20 protein-coding genes and 2 pseudogenes are annotated in these 18,483 nt (G+C 33.6%); 9 read left to right on the top strand and 13 right to left on the bottom strand.

The window, feature by feature from the left end; translation table 11 throughout:
* Positions 1-64 precede the first annotated feature (64 nt).
* Entirely contained in the window at positions 65-1,240 is a 1,176-nt protein-coding gene (locus D1867_RS07685) for an FAD-dependent oxidoreductase (protein WP_155863526.1), read from the top strand.
* Here the strand turns inward: D1867_RS07685 and D1867_RS07680 are convergent.
* Both D1867_RS07680 and D1867_RS07675 read right to left on the bottom strand, forming a co-directional pair.
* Positions 1,237-2,340, bottom strand: a complete 1,104-nt coding sequence (locus D1867_RS07680) for an aminotransferase class III-fold pyridoxal phosphate-dependent enzyme (RefSeq protein ID WP_155863524.1) — start codon at positions 2,338-2,340, stop codon at positions 1,237-1,239. The two genes, D1867_RS07685 and D1867_RS07680, sit on opposite strands and share 4 nt — an antisense overlap.
* A 97-nt stretch (positions 2,341-2,437) precedes the next feature.
* Positions 2,438-4,429 (bottom strand): DEAD/DEAH box helicase, encoded by a 1,992-nt coding sequence (locus tag D1867_RS07675; RefSeq protein ID WP_155863523.1) that lies wholly within the window; start codon positions 4,427-4,429, stop codon positions 2,438-2,440.
* Positions 4,430-5,066: 637 nt separating this feature from the next.
* Between D1867_RS07675 and D1867_RS07670 the strand changes: the two genes are divergently transcribed.
* Positions 5,067-5,630 (top strand): hypothetical protein, encoded by a 564-nt coding sequence (locus D1867_RS07670; protein ID WP_155863521.1) that lies wholly within the window; start codon positions 5,067-5,069, stop codon positions 5,628-5,630.
* Positions 5,611-5,925, top strand: a complete 315-nt coding sequence (locus tag D1867_RS07665; protein ID WP_162309163.1) for a winged helix-turn-helix domain-containing protein — start codon at positions 5,611-5,613, stop codon at positions 5,923-5,925. The genes D1867_RS07670 and D1867_RS07665 overlap by 20 nt, the downstream gene beginning before the upstream one ends.
* 3 nt (positions 5,926-5,928) lie before the next feature.
* On the opposite strand, the gene D1867_RS07660 is transcribed toward D1867_RS07665, so the two are convergent.
* Both D1867_RS07660 and D1867_RS07655 read right to left on the bottom strand, forming a co-directional pair.
* Positions 5,929-6,594, bottom strand: a complete 666-nt coding sequence (locus D1867_RS07660) for a hypothetical protein (RefSeq protein WP_155863517.1) — start codon at positions 6,592-6,594, stop codon at positions 5,929-5,931.
* A 40-nt stretch (positions 6,595-6,634) separates the two neighbouring features.
* On the bottom strand, positions 6,635-6,991 hold the full coding sequence (locus D1867_RS07655) for a hypothetical protein (protein WP_155863515.1): 357 nt from the start codon (positions 6,989-6,991) through the stop codon (positions 6,635-6,637).
* A gap of 208 nt (positions 6,992-7,199) precedes the next feature.
* On the opposite strand from D1867_RS07655, the gene D1867_RS07650 reads away from it, so the two are divergent.
* Positions 7,200-7,991 carry a hypothetical protein gene (locus D1867_RS07650; protein ID WP_155863513.1) on the top strand — a complete coding sequence of 264 codons (792 nt, stop codon included), beginning with the start codon at positions 7,200-7,202 and terminating at the stop codon, positions 7,989-7,991.
* Here the strand turns inward: D1867_RS07650 and D1867_RS07645 are convergent.
* A complete protein-coding gene (locus D1867_RS07645; protein ID WP_155863511.1) occupies positions 7,988-8,806 on the bottom strand; it encodes a SagB/ThcOx family dehydrogenase in 819 nt (272 codons plus the stop codon). The genes D1867_RS07650 and D1867_RS07645 overlap by 4 nt on opposite strands.
* Positions 8,807-8,903: 97 nt before the next feature.
* On the opposite strand from D1867_RS07645, the gene D1867_RS07640 reads away from it, so the two are divergent.
* Together D1867_RS07640 and D1867_RS07635 are read left to right on the top strand one after the other, a co-directional pair.
* A complete protein-coding gene (locus D1867_RS07640; RefSeq protein ID WP_155863509.1) occupies positions 8,904-9,707 on the top strand; it encodes a hypothetical protein in 804 nt (267 codons plus the stop codon).
* A 999-nt stretch (positions 9,708-10,706) separates the two neighbouring features.
* Positions 10,707-11,285, top strand: a complete 579-nt coding sequence (locus D1867_RS07635; RefSeq protein WP_155863508.1) for an ABC transporter ATP-binding protein — start codon at positions 10,707-10,709, stop codon at positions 11,283-11,285.
* Positions 11,286-11,770: 485 nt separating this feature from the next.
* Here D1867_RS07635 and D1867_RS12450 read toward each other — a convergent pair whose 3' ends face one another.
* From D1867_RS12450 to D1867_RS07625, 3 genes are read right to left on the bottom strand one after another with little or no spacing between them, the layout of a single operon-like run.
* A complete protein-coding gene (locus D1867_RS12450; protein ID WP_240872199.1) occupies positions 11,771-11,923 on the bottom strand; it encodes a hypothetical protein in 153 nt (50 codons plus the stop codon).
* A 6-nt stretch (positions 11,924-11,929) separates the two neighbouring features.
* A complete protein-coding gene (locus D1867_RS07630) occupies positions 11,930-12,736 on the bottom strand; it encodes a conjugal transfer protein (RefSeq protein ID WP_240872197.1) in 807 nt (268 codons plus the stop codon).
* Complete coding sequence (locus tag D1867_RS07625) at positions 12,737-13,201, bottom strand: conjugal transfer protein (RefSeq protein ID WP_155863506.1); 465 nt, start codon at positions 13,199-13,201, stop codon at positions 12,737-12,739. It lies immediately after the preceding gene.
* Positions 13,202-13,351: 150 nt separating this feature from the next.
* Between D1867_RS07625 and D1867_RS07620 the strand changes: the two genes are divergently transcribed.
* Both D1867_RS07620 and D1867_RS07615 read left to right on the top strand, forming a co-directional pair.
* Positions 13,352-13,660 (top strand): hypothetical protein, encoded by a 309-nt coding sequence (locus D1867_RS07620; protein ID WP_155863504.1) that lies wholly within the window; start codon positions 13,352-13,354, stop codon positions 13,658-13,660.
* An 88-nt stretch (positions 13,661-13,748) separates the two neighbouring features.
* Positions 13,749-15,257: an MFS transporter gene (locus D1867_RS07615; RefSeq protein WP_155863502.1), complete on the top strand. Its 1,509-nt coding sequence runs from the start codon at positions 13,749-13,751 to the stop codon at positions 15,255-15,257.
* A gap of 5 nt (positions 15,258-15,262) precedes the next feature.
* Here D1867_RS07615 and D1867_RS07610 read toward each other — a convergent pair whose 3' ends face one another.
* Both D1867_RS07610 and D1867_RS12445 read right to left on the bottom strand, forming a co-directional pair.
* On the bottom strand, positions 15,263-15,682 hold the full coding sequence (locus D1867_RS07610; RefSeq protein ID WP_155863500.1) for an STK_08120 family protein: 420 nt from the start codon (positions 15,680-15,682) through the stop codon (positions 15,263-15,265).
* 323 nt (positions 15,683-16,005) lie between these two features.
* A complete protein-coding gene (locus D1867_RS12445) occupies positions 16,006-16,173 on the bottom strand; it encodes a HEPN domain-containing protein (protein WP_338078113.1) in 168 nt (55 codons plus the stop codon).
* 129 nt (positions 16,174-16,302) lie between these two features.
* On the opposite strand from D1867_RS12445, the gene D1867_RS07600 reads away from it, so the two are divergent.
* A complete protein-coding gene (locus D1867_RS07600; RefSeq protein ID WP_240872195.1) occupies positions 16,303-17,532 on the top strand; it encodes a M20 family metallo-hydrolase in 1,230 nt (409 codons plus the stop codon).
* Between the two features lie 178 nt (positions 17,533-17,710).
* Here D1867_RS07600 and D1867_RS12770 read toward each other — a convergent pair.
* The 3 genes and pseudogenes from D1867_RS12770 to D1867_RS07590 form a co-directional block, all read right to left on the bottom strand.
* Positions 17,711-17,819 (bottom strand): annotated as a pseudogene (locus D1867_RS12770) (transposase); the annotation flags it as partial.
* 13 nt (positions 17,820-17,832) lie between these two features.
* Positions 17,833-18,018: pseudogene (locus D1867_RS12440) on the bottom strand (APC family permease); the annotation flags it as partial.
* Positions 18,019-18,101: 83 nt separating this feature from the next.
* Positions 18,102-18,356 (bottom strand): 50S ribosomal protein L13e, encoded by a 255-nt coding sequence (locus D1867_RS07590; RefSeq protein ID WP_155863498.1) that lies wholly within the window; start codon positions 18,354-18,356, stop codon positions 18,102-18,104.
* Positions 18,357-18,483 lie beyond the last annotated feature (127 nt).

Raw genomic sequence — 18,483 nt, 5'->3', positions numbered from 1 at the left:
TTAAGTCTTTACGTTAGGTTTCTTTCTAAGAAACCCTAAATACTGTTAAAAGAACTATTCTACTATGAAAAAGATTGTAATTGTAGGTGGCGGAATAGCTGGAATGGGTATTGCGAATACATTAGCAGATAAGTTAAAGGGAAAAGCCGAGATTACCGTAATAAATAAGGAGGACTTTTATTTTGCTGGGCCTAGCAGACCTTTAATCTTAACTGGAGAACAAAACTACCATAGAATTATAAGAGGTTATGAAAACGTGGGCGTAAAAGGAATAAAATTAGTGGTAGGCAATGTTTATAAGGTAGATCCCGATAATAGGAAGGTTTACGTAAGCGAATCAACATTTGGTAATAAAGATTTAGTCCTAGATTACGACTACCTAGTTCTAACGCCAGGGATAGTATTTGATGGTTCTAAAATAACTGGTTATGAAAAATACTGGTGGAAAAATACCACTGTTTACGACCCAGGAAGAGTTAACGTGCTTAAGGAAAGATTATGGACTCAAAACGAAGGTACAGTTATAGTTTACGCTCCTAAAGCTCCTTACAGATGCGCTCCAGCACCTACTGAAACTACATTACTTGCTCATACGGTCTTAACACATAGAGGAGTAAGGCAGAAGTTTAACATTATTCACATAGATGCTAACGATAAAACTCAACCACCATTCATAATGGATATCGTAAAGCAAACATATGATAAAGCAGGAATTCAATTAGTTACAAACCAAGAAATTACGGAAATTGGAGAAGACTACGTAGTTACTAGTTCTGGAGAAAAATACAAATACACTATTCTAGCGATGTTAGAGCCTAATAGAGCACCTAAGTTTATTGATGAGGCAGGATTAGGTAAAGGTTTTGTAGATATTAGATCTCCTCAAGATTTAAGGCATCCTAAATATGACGATGTACTATCTGCAGGAGATGCAGCAAAGCTACCTTTCCCTAAGAACCAAGAGATAGCATTTGAAAGCGCTATGTTTGCTGCAAATAAAATCTTAGAGATGGAAGGAGTAAGCGAGAAAGTGCCAGTACAATACGCATTCGTTGGCTGGGCCTATATGGGCAATTTAGAAGGAAAGTTGGAGACGTTAAGTTTACAATTTCAGATGGACTTAACAACGCAACCTCCAAAGCCGACTAAAGATCCCCAGTTAAAGAGAGATTACACTTTACAGAAGGACAGATGGGAACAAGCATATCTAGAAAAATTGTTTGGATATAAAGCTATTTAATGAGACAAAACCGTTTTTATTACGTTATTCAATTTTTCTAAGTGTACTCTTATATCCTCTTCTGTATGCACCTTACTGATTGACCATTGTGAATCATAGTTGTTCATTGGAATTATTCCTGACTCTAGCATGCCTTTAAAGTATTTATTCCATTTCTTTACATTAATTTCTAGAAATTCTGAATACCTCCTTGGGGGACTTTCTCTGAAATATATTGTACCGCTAATTCCCCAACTAGTTACTGATGCCTTGATCTTGTTATCTTCTATTAAATCCTTATAGCCTTTAACAAGGATATCGTTAAGTCTCATCATTTCATACATACTCTGTTCGTTCAGTTCGTCCAAAGTTACTTCTAAAGCTTTAATTGAAATAGGACTGGCTCTCACGTAATCTTCTTCTTTATAATTTATTCCAACTATCCCTATTGGTATACTTCCTGCTAGCGCTCTCCCAAATAGTATTATGTCAGGCTTAATCTTTAGGTAGCCTGAAGCACCGTTGTAATACTTTCCTCCGGTTTTTATTTCGTCTGCTATAGTTATAATTCCATATTCTTTTGAGATTTCCATTACCCCTTTTAAGAATCCATTTTCAGGTAAAATTAGTCCCATGTGAGTAGCTATTGGTTCGAAAATTATTGCTGCAATATCGTAGTTTTGCCTCACAATTTTTTCTAGATAATCTAAGTTATTCCATTCTGCAATTATCTCCTCTCCTAAATCGCACTTCTTTATTAAATCATTTTGGCCGAACCTTATTATTTTCCTCTTTCCTGAAAGCTGTCTAGCTAAATTAATAGCGTAAGCTTTTGCTTGTTTTTCGCTTGAAAATATTTTAACAGACCTTAATGAGAACCTTCGTTTGAGCTTTTCTATTGTTTCTTTTTGATTGCTACTTCCTCCTAAGATTGAATTGACTAATTCTGGATTTCCGTAGCCAAGTAACGCATCTCCGTTAGACATGTCAAAGTCTATGTATTCTTTTCCTTCTATATCCCAGACTCTGTTTCCTCTCCCTCGTTTTAGAATAGGTAACTTGTGAGTTAATTTTAAAATAGGGAAGGATTCTTCATAAAAAACCTTCAGATGCGAGTGCATTCATTCCACCGAATCTTTTGCCAAATATAATATATTAATGAAGGTATTAATATAGTTTTGGATTGTACATATTACGTTTTTATTGAACAGTTTTAAACTATTTTAACTGTTGCAAAAACAGATAAATTGCCTTATATCCTATAGCTTTGGCGTTGATTTCTGCCAGTTTAATCTCTTGCTCGTTGGCGTTATAATAATCCAGTTGCAACTTAGGATAAATGGTCATTCCGTCTACGCTTACGTTAAAATTAATGATTATTGAATACACGTTAGCTCTTTTTGTCGAAGAAAGAGAGATGGAGGCGCATTCAACTTTTTTCATTATTTCATCCTTCTCTTTATTCATTGCATTCATTATTTCATCTACTTTTTCGGGGAGTACTAGTTTCATGTAATGCAAAAGTATCCCTTTCTTCTCTAATTTCACTCTACCCTTCTTGGAAATCAACAGCTTACCAACTTCTCTTATACAATCCTTGCATATCTTCATGCACTTTTCTCCAAAACATAAATTACAGTAACTACCTAAAAGCACCTTAGAAGCTAGGTCAGCCATTTTATCAACGTCATAATAATAGAAAATTCTACCTTCCTTTATTGCCCTATCAACATAATCTCCCATTTGGGTCTCAACGTTTTTTGGAGAAAGTAATACTTCAATAGAAGAAATTTCTCCAATGCTACTGTCTAACTTAGAAAATGAAGTACCCCCTCCTTCCTTCTTCACTATATCGACAACTCTGGCAACAGGACCTTTGCCTTCCTTCTTTTCTACAATATAGCTTACGTCAACTCCTTCCAGATACAGATTCCTAAGTGCGTCGTCCAAATTATCGTATTCAGGAGTTTTTGGAGTCAAAGCTACTACCAAGTACTTTAATGTATTCTCACTATCGTTATTGTTATCATCAGTTTTACTCCTAATTAGCCTCCCTAAACGCTGGTAAAACCTTAAAGGGCTTTGAGGAACGTCCGTCATAATTAATAACTTCGCCTCTGGAATATCAATACCTTCTTCGCCTACTAATGTAGATATAATTACGTCAATTTCTCCTCTTTTAGCACTTTTAACTAATTTTTGTCTCTCAAATTTTGACGAATCCCCGGTTAGAACTTTTATCCTCCCCGGGTCTAAATCCTCTATTGCTTTTTCGAACTCATAAGCGGTAGCTTTTCTGCTAGTGAAAATTAATACTGGTTTAAAATCCTCTATTTTATATATTGAAAGAATTTGCCTTAAAGCCCTAGCTTTATGACTTAACTCCTTAGATTCACAAAGGAAGTCTAGCTGAGGGTTTTCCTCTATTTTTCCCTCCATTCTGCCTAGGCTTTCACAAAAGGCCTCCTTACCGTAACTATAAAGCGTAATTTCAAGGAACTTTAAAGTGTTTTTATCACCTTTTATTTGGCCTCTGAAAAAAGCTTCATACGCAGAATCCTCTATTTTATTCATTTCCGCATCAAACACGTCAGCAATTGCTTTGGGAGGGTTAAAAGTAGGGTCTATTTCTGCTAAAGCTTTAAAATCGTAGTTTAAGAATTTTGGCTTACCGAGCTTTTCTATTAGCCTAGGGTCTACCATGTATTTCTTATAAGAAGGAAGTAGAGCAGTAAAGCCAATCAAGTACTTAGGATCTAAACTAACTAATGTGGATTCATATCTACTATCTCCAAAAGCGTGGTGAACTTCGTCAACGATTATTGCCTCAGTTTCTGGAGCACATTTTTCTGCAGTAAAAGGAGTTGAAACTATTATCTTTTTACCTTCCTCAAAGGCAGTGCATTCTCCTTCATACTCCATCCCAACGTCTTCCCCAAAGATTTTCCTCCAGAAATTGAAGTACATTTGATCGCAAAGCAACCTTGTTGGCTCCATTACGATTACATTCTTTACTCCTTTTTTAAGGAAGTAATATGCCATGAAGAGTTCTATTACAGTCTTACCGCTTCCAGTAGGCATTGAAACTACTATGAAGTTACTTTTCCCTTCTTCCAGTTCTCTTATTATTCTCTCGCTTACGTAAGATTGATAAGGAAATAAGTTATAACCTAGTTTGTCCTTTACTAACTTGCCAAAGTCAGAAAGCATTCCTAACTACATGTGCAGAGTAGAAAATATAACATTTGCTATACTAATTTCCTCTCCGCCAAAACCCCTTGGTAAGCTACCTCACCTTGTTCATTTTCTTTGGATTCGCAATTAAAAGGAACTGCAAGAGCACCGAAAGTGGACAAATACAACAAGAGAGAGGTTGATGAGCATAAGTAGACCGTTAGGCAAACCCAGCAATAAAAATGATGAGAAAAGAGAATACGGAAAGACGAAGAATGTGAAATAGTTAGACTCAGATGACATAAAAAATAGAGAACATGAAATAAAAACAAAACAAGGAATAGTGGCTCCCATTTCATTAAGCGTTATAAATGGTCTAATCTATTAGGTGTCATAATAAGTGTTTACCCGTACTTCTAATTCCGCCACGGGCTTCATACACCCTCCGAGGAATGCCAATACCCTTGTGAGCAGTCATCAGTTGAGAGATCATTCGGCATTTAGAAATGATTATCGTAAAAATGTTACAGTCTGAGTAGACTACGAACGTAAATCTTTCCGGAAGCAAAGCAAGGTAGTAAAACAATGAGTTACTATCAAACTAGTGTGCAGAGAAAGAGGGATTGTTACTCTTCACGGTAAGCTTTTATCTTGCTTTAAAGACTATAGGTTAATGGAAGAGAAACTTACCAAGGAAGACATAATAGCTATGCAGAAGCTTTTTATGAATAGCTATGAAAGGTTTGCTTCAGTTTATTTCTTCCTAATTGCAATAGCTGCTATTGCCGACTATTTATCTATATCTCTCAAAAATTTAGAGATTAGTATCATATTTGGTGTAACCTTCATGTTTATTATAACTGTTTATTTTACAGCTCTAATCTTTAAGTATTCACAATTTATAAGGCTACGCATGCTATTTTTTGGCCATAACAAATTTAAAAATTACTACATTACTAAGATAGTTATATTTATCATTTACATGATAGCTAACAGCATTTTACCCAATTATAACCTGTTTTTATTCGAAGTTACAACTGTGCCTTTAATTCCTATTATTATACTATTACCCTCAGGAAGTCCAGCTACAGACAAGTTTAATAACATGATGTACAAACTTTCCTTGATTTACGTACTATTTTCTCCCGTCTATTATTTTACCGGCATATCCTCGTTTCTAGTAACTTCACTACTTTTGTTTGCAGGGGGAATTTACGTTGTTGTTAGACAGAGTTAAAGTTCTCGTACTTATTTTCCTTTACGTCAAAGGCCCCCTTTCATTTACAGAACTCTTGAATATGATTAACGAAGTAAACGAACTTACTAAAAAGGAGAGAATAACTAAGGGGAATCTAGATTCTCACATCAAGGTGATGTTAAACAATGGCTTAATTGAACGTAGGGAGAGTTTTTATTTTATCACTGGTAAAAAGGTAATTTATAAAATAACTGAAAAGGGTAAGGAGGAGTTATTTAATACTATTAAAGAGTTAGAGTACATAAGAGACTTAATAAAGGAAAATAAGAAGTAAAAACTATAAAAAATACGTAAAAATAATTTCATATATTTCGTATAAATAAAAAGGAATAAGAAGATAGTCAAAGTTATTTATTTTTCTATAGAAATAAATTAAAATAGAGTAAAATACGAAATTAATGGCAAATTGATAGAGCATTATTAATATATTTAATCCTCCAAGCATTTCTATTATAGAATAAAATAATGCAGCTCTTATGAAGCCTAGATACGTATATAATCTCTTATAGAAAAATTCAATTTCTAGTTTGGGTACTATAAAAGACATCAGTAAATTATAAATTAAGCTGTATTTCGGATTTTGCAGCGCACTGCTAATAGCCCATACAAGTTCATTTGAGAATAATTTTTGTTCCAAATTTAGCGTAAAATATCCATATATAATAATTACTAAACTATAAATACTTAAATATTTAATCAAAAGAATTTTTTCCCTTTTTTGTATATTATTATATCTAACATTAAATTTAGTAATATAATCAAATATTATTATGGAGAAATATAGATCTAGAATATAACTAACTATATAATAAATTTGAGCAATAGCAGAATAATAACTGTAACCTATTATATGTCCTAAAACACTAAAGAATACGAGAAACATTAAGAATATTAGGAATGATATTACCATAATAACTGTCTTATTGTTTAAATTAATTTTCATGAACTATCACCTTATTAAGGGAAGGGATTAGGAAGAGTATTTAGTATTTTTTCCTTATAGCGGGATGATTTTGTTTTAATATATAATCATAGGGTGCAAAAGGTAGTAATTTGTCTGATATTGCTTTATATGTATAGATTCCTAAATCCTCGAATAATTCGTTTGTTATATCTATTATAATAGGATCATCATTTATCTCATTAATGAATGTGTTTTTGATTATTGATAAAAGGTAATCAGATTGAATTGTATGATCTTTGAGATTTTTTAACTCCTCTATTCTATCTAAAAGATCTAAAGGCTCATAAATTTCATTACTCTCTTTAAAAGTTTCTTTAACAAAGTTTTCTATTTTTGTTATATTTTCTCTATTAAAGGCATAATAAAGATATCCCATGTCGTAAGGATCAACTTCATAATCAAATATAGTTTTATAATTTAAATACTCTATATTATCTATAATATTATCTATATTATTAAAATTATCTATATGAAATAAATGGAAGCCGAATACAGCTTCTTCTACCGATTTTTAAGTAAGTGTTGGTGTCTTATTTTCAGACTTTATTACTAGTTTAAGGTAAATTTCGTGCAAAGAGTAAATGATGATAAGGGAAAGTTTACGCATAATGTTTGCTAGAAGGAGATTTTTAATAATAGTAGTAATTTATATCTTTTTAAACGCATTATTCACGTATACTTCTATTAGCACAAATCCATATCCTTATGTTAAATTTGCAGTGATACCATCTATAGCGTCCCTTATGTTATCTGACGTTTTCTTTATTCTAACAATCTTCCTTTCTGACATAATATCAGAAGAAAAGAACTTTGCGAGGGTCGTTTTCCTAAAATCGTTATTCAAAAATAATATTAAAAGGTACTTATCGTCGAAGGTGTTATCTGCAATAATCTTAATGTCTGCCTTATCTATAGCCCTTAGCGTCACAATAGTTGGAGTCGTTAACTATTACCTAGTAGGTCTATCGTTTATGCAAATGTTAGAAATCTCACTAATTCTATCAATAACACTTATAGTAATTAATATACAAATGGTTGGTATTGGATCCTTATTTAGTGATCCCAGAATAAGCATAGTATTCAATTTTATTTTCTATTCATTATTTTATAATGGCATAATTCTTAATATAATAGGAACTCATTATTTAAGTTATTATTACTTGGATCTAGGGAATCTAATTGAATTTTTAATAATTAAAACAATAGAAAAGCAAAGTATTTCCGAAATAGTTGCAGTTTGGGGTTATAAAGTACCTCCTCATCAAGTAACGATATCATTAACGTGGGCTACAATAGGTATTTTAATTAACTTAGTAATAGGCGTGATTCCCATAGTTTATAACGTGATAAAAATAGTAGGTAAAAAAGAAGATTAACCTAGTAGAATTGTAGTTGAAATAAACTGAGTGACTCCATTTATACTTAAACCATTTTCCAATTTATTATCGATAAAGGACTCGTAAATTAAGCTCTTTTTCCCTAAAGCCGTAGCTAATAATACAATGTTCTGAGCTATTATTCCAGCTTCTATTAGCGATAATTTGAATCCCAATTCGCCGTATTTTAAAACAGTTCTTAAGATGTTGTTGACCAAGAATATTATAACCGACGCTTTAGAAGCCATATCCCTATCCATAAACCCAGAATAAATTACTTTAATTCTTTCTTCATTAGACGAAAGTAAATATATTGATAATATATCTGGGTTAAAATAATAAATCCCTTTCTCAAGTCCGTCAACGTTATTAACAAGTACATAAACGGAGTTAGGATATAATGCACCAGGAGAAGGATAAGTTCTTAATGTTCTTCCAGTATACTTATCTTTAGAACTCTTACCTGCACCATAAACTAATATCGAAGATAGTTCATCAAATTTAAGTTTGTTATTAAACTCTCTCGAACTACGTCTTTTCATTAGTATATCCGCTAGATCTACATTTATGTTTTCGAGAGGCCTTAATTTAATTTCTTTACCTATTTCATAATTTGGTATACTAATCATTTTTGCAATATCTGGTGATATGAAAAAACCGCTAGTTATGGACAAATTTGATGATAATTTCTCACGTTTCATTTCACTTAAATAAAGGCTCCAAATAGGCGGAGTATATAACATGTCCAAAATTCTATCACTTACGGAATTATATCTTAATGTTATCCAATTTTTCGATCTAAATTTTATTAGCATCAAACATTACATAAATATTTTGGAATATTAGTTTAAAATTAAGTCGTAAAATCCGACTTTCGTATACCTAATTAAAACAACAATGGTAGTTATTCTCATGAAACGTTTTGTAGCGAAAACGGTGTTCTTAACTAGGAAATTTATGATATCCTTGGCAATTTACATGATATTCATGATATTTCTATATATTTACTCCAGTTATTTTCTTCACAAGTTACCTAGCGAGGCACGCCTTTTCATCCTCAGTTACTTGTCATACAATCTCTGGTTTTATATCTCACTCATTTCTAGCGCGCTTGCTTCTGTAACGATTTCAGAAGATCTAGAGGAGAAGGCGCATTACATATTCTTAAAGTCGATATATAGGAACTCGTTCCGCAATTACGTATGGAATAAGGTAATGATAGAGTTAACTTTCTTGACTATCTTAAGCATAATTTCCTCACTAATTCTGTTCATCACAATTTCCTCACCAGTAGAGAAATTTACTGTGGATGATTACGAAAGGCTCTCGATATTGCTCCTTCTATTATCTACAATACCAATAACCTCGACAATAGCGTTTAGTAGCTTTATACCAGACCAAAAGTCAGCCCTACTCTTCTCTGTAACGTTATACTTTTTCGGCAACGTGCTTATTGATTATTATTTACAAAAGTACGCTCCTCATCTGATGCTCTACGTTCTATTCACTTTACCTTATTATTTCCCCACGGCGTTCCACAACTGGAGAGAGATATACTTCCAGACGAAGATTGTGTACTATGGACTTTACGGCACAAATCTACCTTACGTCAAGTATTGCACTATCCTGGAAGTTTTGATATTGTATGCCATTGTGTCTGCAATTTCTATGGTTGTCGGAATAGAATTCAACTTAAGGAAGAGGATTAAAGATTAATTGAAAATGAGAAAGACCCTTTGGTATGCTACTAAATGATAGTAAATGTGAATAACTGGTAATAAAGTCTGAAAATAAGACACCAACCTTTACTTAAAAATTTGTATAGTTACTATCCATTAATGATCAAAGATAAAAATTAGGATTATCAAACACTGATACATGCAAAACTATGTGTATCTTCATTTTCTACTTGTTGTTTCTCGGGTGTTGCAGTGACACCTACTGAGATAGCCATGAGATGGTGGTGCAAAAGTGAGCAAATATATTTTAAACCCTAAAATTAAGATTTTCTTGATAAATGAGAATAAGTTGAATTTTTTAATAGATCACTCGCTAGTAGCTGTGTTTACTCGTGGCGTAATTTATCCTTAACTTCTAATTCCGCCACGGGCTTCATACGCCCTCCGAGGGAAACTCCATTACCCTTGTGAGCAGCCATCAGTTGAAAGATCATCAGTAAAAATATTAAAAATATAGTGTAATACCATATAAATTAACTATTCAAAAACAACATTTAGAGTAACGAGCAGTTTCGTAAAAGTGTTACAGTCTAGCTAGTTTTAGAGTTAATAAAAAATTACAAGCCTTACCCTTCTACGATAGACCCAAAATCACCTCCTTTAAAATAGCGTTTCTACTAGATTTTCTGTAAATAAGTTAATTGAGAACAATAGTTTAAATTCTTCCCATTGTCAACACGTGAAAAACAAATAAGGAGAGAAAGACCTTTTAAATTAGTAGCCTTATAAGTAAACTATTTATCGTATGCATTCTAACGCGTCCTCTTTCTCACCTCTATCTTTCCTGATTGAACTTCTAATACAATTATAAATTCCATTATCCTCATTAATGTCATATTATTCTTGTGTCTACCGCGAATAGCGAGGCTTTACCCTTTAACCCTAATTTATTGTAAACTTCGTTAGTCTTAAACACAGACTTTATACTATATTAAAGGTATAGGAAAGCGAAACTATACACGTGCAAGGGCATTTAATGGAAATAAGGAATTTAACGGTAAAGAGGGGGAACACGACAATTCTCGAAAACGTTAACATTATTGAAGATAATAACCCCATCTGTTTAACTGGACCTAACGGTAGTGGGAAAACCTCGTTGTTATTGGCAATTGCTAAGGTAATTCCAGCAGAAGGAGAAGTGAAGTTTGGCGGAAGGGAACTAAGTCAGGATGAAATAAGCTTCCACGTAGAGGGCATGAAGCCTTATGAACACTTGACCGTAAAGGACTACTATAACCTAGTAAAGGAGTTATATAATACTGAGGTTAAGGATATATTCGGAATTTACGAGAAGTGGAAAAACACGAAGTTTTCAAAACTCTCTCAAGGTACTAAGAAGAAGTTACTCCTAGAGTTGGTTATTTCACAACCTCACAAGCTATTATTAATTGATGAACCTTACGCAAATTTAGACGACGAGTCCAAAAAGACGCTAGCGTCTTATATAATGAAAGAGGCGGAGAAGAGCATTGTAATCCTGGCGTTACCTTCAAAGGAAATGGGTAACGAAGTCTGCAGGGCTTTTTACGACGTTTCTAAATGGAGAGTATATTAGAAAGGAGAGCAGACAAGAGTTAATTTTACGACCTCACGCATTGCTTTTTCTATATTGCAAGTGCTAAAAGCCATAAGCTAGCATACCATGGAAGTGGATTGTGCGTTGAGGATATTGATGAAGAGTTGACTGACCTCCTTTAAAACATTAGGCCCTCCTTGAGCTTAAAGCAAGGTATAACTAGTAATAAGGGCTTTGTTTTCATAAGTAGTATACGCACAATTTTGTCTACCGGAAACTCTTAGCCATAGGAAAAGAGGTTTTAAAATTCCTATAAGGGGGCTTTCCACCATTTAAGGAGGCTTCCCATTTTAATGGGATGTTTAAAGGTTTAGATTTAGCTTTAAAATTATTTTATAATAAACCTTTAAGCTAACTTGAAATGCAGTGTTTTATCTGGAATAGTAGACATTACAACCAGAGATCCATACCATTATGAGTTTCATAAATTGGTTATGCGCATTATTATAAACTTAACCATTTATTTACGTCTTTGCCTTTAATATTTTCCTGATCTCACTCTCTACTTCAGCCATAAAGTTGTCTACCTCACCAGATCTCACTAGCCGACTATTTATTTCCGCAAATCTTCTCATTACTTCCATTATTTCCTTCTGATGATCCCTCACTTCCTCCAAATATTTTTAGTCTGCTTCCTCTCTCCCTATGATATAGTCTGCAGTCTCTGCAGCTCTAGCCAAATAAGCAGTGTGCAGTAAACCATCAAAAAGTTCTTGGAGACTCAGATCTAACATAAGTAGTATTTGATCAATTAAATAAGGCTTTTCTTTATACACTTCTAACATTTTCTTACTCTCATCTGGTAAGTTTTTACAAACCTCATCTTCTTCTTGCTCTTCAAGGCATTTTCTAATTAGGCTAAGCAACTGTTCATATTCATTCCTAAATTGGATTACTCTAGTGATCTCATTTCTTAATCTAAACAAATCTGAATAGTTTCTTTCATTAGCAGGCTTTTTCAAGAAATTTGCGATATTCTCATAAACTTCTGCCAACTCCTTTTTTTGCATACATCTTAAGAAATTGGCCGTTGTAATTAGGAGATCGGATATCTGAGATTTCCCTATCGGATCATGCTTCAATTTTTCTATAATTTTCTTAGTGTTAACAGCTTGTCTTAATAAAGTTGGCAACGAATTTAGTATTTTCTGAAATTGCCTTTGACATTTTAAGCGTTCCCTCTCTACCGTTGATATTAAAAATACGGGGTAAACTATTATAACTCCATATGTTGCAAGAAAAGCTTTACTTGAAGTTTCAAAAAACCTCGCAATATTAAAAATCTTCTGTTCCTCTAAGAGTTTAATATCAGATAAAATACTTTCTTCTCCTGTTTGTTCTGTTTGTATTCTTTTATATAAAGCTTCTACAGTATCGAAAAAACTTAAGGAGTTTAAGAGGAACTTAGCAAATATTGACTTTTTATTCATTTAACTACCCAAAATCTTATCTCTAATTAAGGAGTACTTACCATACTCTGGGTATTTTTCGTAGACGTATTTTAGAATCTCACTTCTACTTTTCCTAACCCATTCTTTGAAGAATTCCATAATATCTACGTCCTTTTCTTCTGGCTTAAACTCGCCCTTTAGCACATAAGTACTGTTGTACGTTATCACTAATTCTGTGAAAGGATCTTTGACCTCATGCTCAATTACGTCAACTTCACCTAGTTCAATTAGTTTGTCAATGTAGTCTTGCAGTAGTTCAGAGTATGGACCGAAGAACCATGGTTCGAAATTAAGTCCTAACTCTACTCCTTTCTCTTTCTCTAACAAAAAGAATATCTTCTGGAGTTTGGTCGCGTCAACGTCTGCATTCTCTCTTTTTGCAACATAAAGTAGTAGCTTAATAAGACGAAAATTAATAAGACGAAAAACCTCCTTATCAATCATAATAAGTAACCTTATATTATTAATAGTGGAGAGGGTATAATAAGTTTAAAAGGTCTTCTTTTCTAAAAATTGCTTAAGTTTGATGCTTTAGATAATGACCTTCAACTTTTATAACATCGATTTTTTATTTTTATATCTTCTAAATATGATATGCAAAAGGCTTTCATAGATAAAAATATAAATATTCAAAAACTAGTCCAAGATCTTCAGAATTCCTTAAGCATTGATGGTTGGGAAGTCAGAATTAACCAGTATTCGCAAAACGATTACCTACTTAGAGGTCAAAAGAAAGGGCATTTTCATAAAGTTGAAGAAATTCTAATAAGAGTTAGGGGAGATCCTAACAACGTCTTAATTACAATAGACGAAGAGAATATAGGGACTTTTGGGAGAGCTTGGATAAATCTTAAACTCTTGGGTGAGATTGAGAGAAAAGTAAATGATGGCTTTTATAGTTGAATATATAGAACTATTTAGCTTATGTAAAACTATTTATTTTATGTAGAGAAAGTATAAATATGAACTTTCTATATTCAACTCGATAAAAATGAGTAAATCTTTCCCTTCACCGTTTAGATCTATAGATTCCCTAAAACTGACGTTTAATCATATAAAAATATGGTACACTGCAGGAATGGGTTTCTTCACTGACGCATACGATTTACTAATAATAGGTTATATATTAACTACTATAAATGACGCTTACAAATACGCGGGAATAGTAATGCCAGGATTTACTTCATATTTAGTAGGTCCAGATAAGGATTTCTGGAACGGATTATTAGCTTCTATAGCGTTGTGGGCGGCAATAGTAGGTCAGCTAATATTTGGATATTTAGGAGATTACTTGGGCAGGAAAAAGATTTACGGAGTAGAAGCTACTTTACTGACTATAGGAGCGATTTTGAGCGCGCTATCTCCTAACCTACTTTGGTTAATAATATTCAGGTTTATAATGGGTGTAGGAATTGGCGGGGATTATCCAATCTCGGCTACAATAATGAGTGAATACGCAAACGTTAGAGATAGAGGAAAACTTATTGCACTAGTTTTCTCAAATCAAGCCTTAGGCTCGTTAGCCGCAGCCGCAGTAGGAATAATCTCTGCCTTAGTTTTACCTCCATGCATAGCTTGGAGAGTTATGGCAGGTATAGGAGCGATTCCAGCTGCGACAGTAATATATTTAAGGAGGAAAGTTCCTGAGACTCCAAGATATTCACTATTAGCAAATGGAAATGTAGAAGAAGCTAAGAAGGCTGCATCTTTCTTAGGAGGAAATATTGATGCACAACAACCTGTAGTAGCAAAAAGAATGAGTGCGAATGAATTCTTATCTAAGTACGGTACTTTATTAATAGGTACTACAATTCCTTGGTTCATATTGGATATAGCGTTCTATGGAACAGGAATTTACTCTTCGCCAATAATTGCTCCGATATTTGGATCGCCGTTCCCTAAGTCCTCGACAGTTTTGCCCTTATCAGTTTTCCAAGGAGACCTTGCTTATGCATTATTCCTTGGAGCAGTTCCCTACCTTGTAGGTTTTCCAGGATACTTTACTGCAGTAGCTTTATTAGATAAACTAGGAAGGAAGACTATACAAATTCAAGGATTTGTAATGATGGCAATAATTTACCTCATAGTTTCAGCCGTAATGATAGTTACTTACACATCGAAAGGCCCTAAGGTTAGTGGGTTCTTAATACCAGCTGAGGCAGCGTTCGTGCTATATGCATTGAGCTTCTTCTTCATTGATTTTGGGCCAAATACGACAACTTTCGTTATCCCTGCCGAGGTTTATCCAGTAAGGTTTAGGACTACAGGTCACGGAATTTCTGCAGCCTCAGGGAAATTAGGAGCGGCAATAACTACTTACTTATTCCCAACTTTATTGACAGAGATGGGAATAAAGAACTTGCTAGTAATGCTTGCAGTGGTTAGCGTTATAGGAGCTTTAGTAACGTTCTTCTTTGTTCCGGAAACAAAGAATAAGAGCTTAGAAGAGGCGTCAAATGAGGAAATAATTACTACCACTATTACTACAGATAAACAGTAAATAATTCAAATTTTTCTTTTTATTCTTTCAATCCTTATTAATTCGTTAAATTTTTCTTTGAATTCTTTAACTCTTTTTTCTAAAATTTTCGAGTTTATAAAATCTAGTGGCAAAGAAATATCGAGGTTCAACTTAATTTTCTTATCTTCAATATCAAACCATATATTTCCCCATCTGTGCTCAGCGAAATCAGCTACGTTCACGACATAGTTCACTGAATTTATTGAGGTATACCTAGTTACGTAAATTATTAGGTTAAATGGCAAATAAAAGATTCCCTTTATTGGAATTTCTACCTTGTATTTATTATCAATTTTCTCAACATTCGTAGCTTTTAACATTGAAGGGAACAAGAAAAACGGGTCCGAAAGTATAGTTAAAACGTTAGTGCCATGTTCATTTTCGATCTCGTCTATCAATTTCATAAATTTAACTAAAAGAAGTTTATATATATATTTTCTCTATATATTCAATATATTTCCTCATATGATATAAAGAAGTACATAATCTATAGAGAGTAGTACTAATGACGATTTTCATTCAACATATAATCTTTTGCTTTAACGAAATTCGCACCACCTTCCTTTAATATTTCAAAAGAGTAAAAACTCTATAGGAATCCAATAAAGTAAACGCCTAGGAAACTCTTCTTAAATATTGAATTCATCAAATTTAAGCACTCCTCAGCGAGAACCCTTATCTAGAGTCGGCATATTCTTCCTCAAGTTCTTTTAATTATCTCTTATTTTTATCTATGAAGTTCTTGATGTTTTCGTTTCTGTAAATTATTGAAAGCAATTCCCTTATTCCGAGAATCCTTGGCATAAAACCTAAAAATAAATGCTTTAGCTTTCAATTGCACCACTTGTTCTGCGTAAAAGCAGGATACATTATAATATCCTTCTTGATATGCTATAATACTATCTTTCCCGAATTTTTATGCCCTTTTAAGAAGTAAATTTGTATCATCGTTTCATTAGTAGCATTAGCTAAAGATTAGGTCTTAACACGTAATGCTTATTTTCCTTTTGTGTTACCTTGAAATATGGAACAGAAATTATTGGAAAGTTTATATAAAGCCATTGAAGACCAAAAAGATTTTATTATTTCTCTCTATAAGGAATTCATACCAATAAAAGCCTTAGGTCCAGAAAATGGTGGTGAAGGAGAATATTCTAGAGCTATGAAATTAAAGGAAATTATGGAAAAATACTTTGACGAAGTCAAGGAGATAGATGTAAAAGATGAAAGAGTTCCTTCAAAAGTAAGGCCAAACCTTATTGGGACAATAAAAGGAAGAGATCAGAGTAAGACATTATGGATAATAGCTCATATGGACACTGTCCCAGAAGGAGATAGGAGTCTATGGAAATTTGATCCATTTGACGTTACCGTTGAAGGAGATTATATTTACGGTAGGGGGGTTGAGGACGATGGGCAAGCAATTGTCTTAGGAATTACGCTAGCTAAAGTTCTTAAGGAATTAAATCTTACTCCCAACATTAATTTTTCCTTGCTAATTTCAGCAGATGAAGAGACAGGAAGTAAGTACGGAGTTTCCTACTTGGCTAAGAATTACTCCTTATTTAACAAGGATGATATAATATTAATTCCAGACGCTGGTAATCCAGAAGGATCAATGATTGAAGTTGCAGAAAAAAGCATTTTATGGTTGAAATTTACTGTAATAGGTAAACAAGCTCACGCAAGCACGCCGGAGAAGGGGATTAACGCTCACCTTCTTTCAATGATATTAGGCGTTACTCTTTATGAAGAACTTCACGAAAAATATGATGCAAAAAACGAGTTATTTGAACCACCTACTTCGACATTTGAGATAACTAAAGTTGAGAAGAACGTGGAAAACGTTAATACCATACCAGGAAAGCATACATTTTACATGGACTGTAGAATTCTTCCTCAATATGACGTTGATGACGTTTTAAATACAATAAATGAAATTGTAAAAAGGTTTGAGGCAGAAAATAATTGTAAGGTTGAAGTCGAGGTAGTTAATAGGGAGGATACTACAAGACCTACTGACGAAAATTCTGATACTGTAAAATTGTTAAAGAATGCAATAAAGGCTGTAAAAGGCATTGATGCTAAGGCAATAGGTATAGGAGGAGGTACTTACGCAAAATATCTGAGGTCTTTAGGATTAAACCCAGTAGTTTGGATGACTTGCGACGAGACGGCTCATGAACCAAACGAGTATGTCAGGATTAGTTACATACTTTCGGATCTAAAAGTGATATCTTATATGCTAATGTGAGAGAAATGAAAAAAGTAGTTTTCCTTATTCAGGAGGTATTTCCTTAAATACCAATCCTACATCAACACCTTTTCTTAGGTTTACTAATTTAGCATTGCAAATCCTGAACCGTACATAAATACCAAGGAAAGTATTCTGACTTCCCCCGTCAGCGAGGGTTCCCCTCATCGATTTGGGCTTACATCTGAGGGGCAGTCGAGAGGGTCAGAGACCCCTCCCATTTAAATTCGTGACTGCAATAACGTCACGATCGTTCTCATAACCACACGAGGACAGTGAAAGTACCTATGAGCAATCTCAACCTAGGGTTGGAATTAATGTAATCAAATAAGCTAAAGCCCAGTTAGCCCCTGGGGCTAACTATAGCCATGAGATTATTAAAAGAGGAGTTCCAGTTATTAAAGCCCAGTTAGCTAACATTGAAGGCCATGGGCTCACATCTCTTACTAGGCCGGAAGATTGACGTAAAAATACTTCCTTAGCCATCTCATAAAATGATAATAAAATGTATTTAAAAAATTATTTGACGTTAAGCATAAAAATTTATTTTAATAATAACTGAGAAATCCTTATGCCTTAGATTGAGTATTCTTTTCTTTATTTAATTCATCCAAATATTTTTTAAGAGCATCAATGTTTTCCTGATGAACAGATTTCCTTCTCTTATCAACCCTTAGTCCAAGCTTTCTAGCTTTTTCAGGGGTTAAATTCACGGCCTTAAGTTCTCCTAAACTAAACCCTCTTCCTTCCCTAGTACTTTTCCTTTCATGGGGATATTCAAAAGAGTAATTAGGCCTCTTAATTATAGGAGTAGGGGGGTTCATATTTTCCTTTTAGAAGTATATTTTTTAAAATTAGCTTTCGCATACAAGTTTAATTTCTTTTTTACGTTTAGCTTACGGTGTTTTTACCCTACTCTCAATGAAATTTGTCACTTCCAGGATGTCCTTT

Source organism: Acidianus infernus, from assembly GCF_009729545.1.
GTDB classification, from domain to species: domain Archaea; phylum Thermoproteota; class Thermoprotei_A; order Sulfolobales; family Sulfolobaceae; genus Acidianus; species Acidianus infernus.
This window is presented reverse-complemented; position numbering and strand designations above follow the sequence as displayed.